This window comes from Pseudomonas sp. P5_B2, from assembly GCF_056400445.1.
Genome location: NZ_JBFULH010000425.1, coordinates 1 through 3,592 on the forward strand (window position 1 = coordinate 1; position 3,592 = coordinate 3,592).

At 55.9% G+C, this 3,592-nt stretch carries 5 protein-coding genes; 4 read left to right on the forward strand and 1 reads right to left on the reverse strand.

The genetic code is table 11. From position 1 onward, the window contains the following. A partial coding sequence (gene greA, locus AC1DRJ_RS21725) for a transcription elongation factor GreA (protein WP_477803952.1) occupies positions 1 to 327 on the forward strand: 327 nt, incomplete at its 5' end. A gap of 28 nt (positions 328 to 355) precedes the next feature. Continuing rightward, positions 356 to 760 carry an MFS transporter gene (locus tag AC1DRJ_RS21730; RefSeq protein ID WP_477803954.1) on the forward strand — a complete coding sequence of 135 codons (405 nt, stop codon included), beginning with the start codon at positions 356 to 358 and terminating at the stop codon, positions 758 to 760. Between the two features lie 9 nt (positions 761 to 769). Here AC1DRJ_RS21730 and AC1DRJ_RS21735 read toward each other — a convergent pair whose 3' ends face one another. Continuing rightward, positions 770 to 1,078 (reverse strand): YhbY family RNA-binding protein, encoded by a 309-nt coding sequence (locus AC1DRJ_RS21735; protein ID WP_007942889.1) that lies wholly within the window; start codon positions 1,076 to 1,078, stop codon positions 770 to 772. A gap of 101 nt (positions 1,079 to 1,179) precedes the next feature. Between AC1DRJ_RS21735 and rlmE the strand changes: the two genes are divergently transcribed. Both rlmE and ftsH read left to right on the forward strand, forming a co-directional pair. Continuing rightward, a complete protein-coding gene (rlmE, locus tag AC1DRJ_RS21740; RefSeq protein ID WP_477803953.1) occupies positions 1,180 to 1,809 on the forward strand; it encodes a 23S rRNA (uridine(2552)-2'-O)-methyltransferase RlmE in 630 nt (209 codons plus the stop codon). Between the two features lie 202 nt (positions 1,810 to 2,011). Further along, positions 2,012 to 3,592 (forward strand): ATP-dependent zinc metalloprotease FtsH (gene ftsH / locus AC1DRJ_RS21745; protein WP_477803955.1); only part of this gene is annotated, 1,581 nt, incomplete at its 3' end.

The window sequence follows — 3,592 nt, forward strand, 5'->3', positions numbered from 1 at the left end:
GCTCGTGAGCAGCAGGGGATGGTCGAGGCGCGGATTCGTGACATCGAAGGCCGGATTCAGAATCAGGTCATCATCGACGTCACTACCATTCCTCACACCGGCAAAGTGATTTTCGGCACCACCGTTGAAATCGCCAACGTCGAGACCGATGAGCGCGTCACTTACCACATCGTGGGTGAGGACGAGGCTGATTTCAAACTCGGCAAGATTTCCGTCGGTTCGCCACTGGCCCGCGCCTTGATTGCCAAGGAAGAGGGTGATGTGGTTTCCGTGAAAACGCCGGGTGGCGTGATCGAGTACGAGATTGTCGAAGTCCGCCACATCTAAAGGCATGCGCCCGCTACGTGCGGGCGCCATGGTTTGGCAGCTGGCCCAGATGTTGTGGGTCGGCGGTCTGTGGCTGTTACACATTGGTCTGGTGCCGGCGTTGGGTCGAGTAGGTCTGGCGCCGCTGCTGATCGACGAAATTGCAGGCATGCTGAATGCGCTGATGGTGGGATTTGCCGCAGCGTGCGTAATTTTTCAGGCTTTGGTGCTGGTACAGGCCGAGGGCCTTGCCAGTCTATGGCGCGATATTCGCGGGCAACTGCTGATGATGGCGCTGTATGCGTGTGCGATGTTTTTCGCAGTGCGCTTCGGTTGGCCAGATGCGGTACGTTGGCAGATGTTCAGCTATCTGGTCTTGGGGTTTTCTGGGCTGGTGCTGGTGTTGCAACCGGTGCCGGGAGGGAGCGGCAGGGTGCGCGAAGCACACCCTTGACCCTTGTCATCACTTGAAGCGATGGACGTTCGACAGCTGCTTGTTGACGCTGAAGTTCTTGCGGTAAATCAGTGCCATCTTGCCGATGACCTGAACCAGATCCGCTTTGCCGACCTTGCAGAGCTCTGCAATGGACGCCAGGCGCGATTCGCGATCGAGGATATTGAGCTTGATTTTAATCAGCTCGTGATCCGCCAGAGCGCGTTCAAGTTCGGCTAATACACCTTCAGTCAAACCGTTGTCAGCCACAATCAAAACTGGTTTCAGATGGTGGCCAATGGATTTGTACTGTTTCTTCTGCTCTTGAGTGAGCGGCATAATCTGACCCTTTCGTCTGGATTCTGTAAAATGGCGGCCATTTTACCCGAGGGCTCGTGGATCCGCCCAACTAATCACGACCCTTATCATCGAGGTGCCCAATGGCGCGTTCCAAGACAAGCCTTGGTTGGCTGAAAAGACATGTCAACGATCCCTATGTGAAGCAGGCGCAGAAGGATGGCTACCGCTCGCGTGCGAGTTACAAACTTCTGGAGGTCCAGGAGAAATACAAGCTGATCCGTCCCGGCATGACCGTTGTCGACCTGGGTGCGGCGCCCGGGGGTTGGTCGCAAGTGACTAGCCGTCTGATCGGTGGTGAGGGGCGTCTGATCGCCTCGGACATTCTGGAAATGGACAGCATTCCGGACGTGACTTTCATCCAGGGTGACTTCACCGAGGATAAAGTGCTCGCGCAGATCCTTGAAGCCGTGGGTAATTCGCAGGTGGACCTTGTGATTTCCGATATGGCCCCCAATATGAGTGGTACGCCTGAAGTGGACATGCCAAAAGCCATGTTTCTTTGCGAGCTGGCGCTTGATTTGGCGGAACGGATACTCAAGCCGGGTGGTAATTTCGTGATCAAGATTTTTCAGGGCGAAGGGTTTGATGTTTACCTGAAGGATGCTCGTCGGAAATTCGACAAAATCCAGATGATCAAGCCAGATTCTTCTCGTGGCAGTTCCCGCGAGCAATACATGCTGGCTTGGGGTTACCTCGGGCGTAGTGAGTAAAACGAGGTTTTTTGGCGGGGCGATAGGTTTTTCATATTTCGCCCCGTGAGCATTTGCGAATATTGTGTAGAAAGTGTTTCACAAAGGGTTACAGACGGCGCCTGCCAGAGCCGTAGGTAATGTAGTAAGTTAGGCCGGTGAATATCATGCGAAGCGCGCGCCATTAGCGGAGCTTGCTTCAGAGGGTAGTTAATTGAACGATATGGCAAAGAATCTGATCCTGTGGTTGATCATCGCGGCTGTCCTGGTGACAGTGATGAACAACTTCTCCAGCCCTAACGAGCCGCAGACCCTCAACTATTCCGACTTCATCCAGCAGGTCAAGGATGGCAAGGTCGAGCGCGTAGCGGTTGACGGCTACGTGATAACCGGTAAACGCACCGATGGCGACAGCTTCAAGACCATTCGTCCGGCGATCCAGGACAACGGTCTGATCGGCGACCTCGTGGACAACCACGTCGTGGTCGAAGGCAAGCAGCCTGAACAGCAAAGCATCTGGACTCAACTCCTGGTCGCAAGCTTCCCGATCCTGGTGATCATCGCCGTGTTCATGTTCTTCATGCGGCAGATGCAGGGTGGAGCAGGCGGTAAGGGTGGGCCAATGAGCTTCGGCAAGAGCAAGGCGCGTCTGCTCTCCGAAGATCAGGTGAAAACAACCTTGGGTGACGTTGCCGGTTGCGATGAAGCCAAGGAAGAAGTCGGCGAGTTGGTCGAGTTCCTCCGGGATCCGGGCAAATTCCAGCGCCTGGGCGGTCGTATTCCTCGCGGCGTGCTGATGGTCGGTCCTCCGGGTACCGGTAAAACCTTGCTGGCCAAGGCGATTGCCGGCGAAGCGAAAGTGCCGTTCTTCACCATCTCCGGTTCTGACTTCGTTGAAATGTTTGTCGGTGTCGGTGCCAGCCGTGTTCGGGACATGTTCGAACAGGCCAAGAAGCACGCGCCCTGCATCATCTTCATCGATGAAATCGACGCCGTTGGTCGCCACCGTGGCGCCGGTATGGGCGGCGGTCACGATGAGCGCGAGCAGACTCTCAACCAGTTGCTGGTAGAGATGGACGGCTTCGAAATGAATGACGGCATCATCGTCATTGCTGCTACCAACCGTCCGGACGTATTGGACCCGGCGTTGTTGCGTCCAGGCCGTTTCGACCGTCAGGTTGTGGTGGGTCTGCCAGACATTCGTGGTCGCGAACAGATTCTGAAGGTTCACATGCGCAAAGTGCCAATGGGTGACGACGTCGCTCCGGCGGTAATCGCTCGCGGTACACCTGGTTTCTCCGGTGCTGACCTGGCTAACCTGGTGAACGAGGCTTCCTTGTTCGCAGCCCGTGCCGGCAAGCGCATCGTTGAAATGAAAGAGTTCGAACTGGCGAAAGACAAGATCATGATGGGCGCCGAGCGCAAATCCATGGTCATGTCCGAGAAAGAAAAGCAGAACACCGCTTATCACGAAGCAGGCCACGCTATCGTTGGTCGCGTCGTGCCTGAGCATGACCCGGTCTACAAGGTCTCTATCATCCCGCGCGGTCGTGCGCTGGGTGTGACCATGTTCCTGCCGGAAGAAGATCGTTACAGCCTGTCCAAGCGTGCGTTGATCAGCCAGATCTGCTCGCTCTACGGCGGCCGTATTGCTGAAGAAATGACTCTGGGCTTCGATGGCGTCACTACAGGGGCGTCCAACGACATCATGCGTGCCAGCCAGATTGCACGGAACATGGTGACCAAGTGGGGCTTGTCGGAAAAACTCGGTCCGTTGATGTACGCCGAAGAAGAGGGTGAAGTG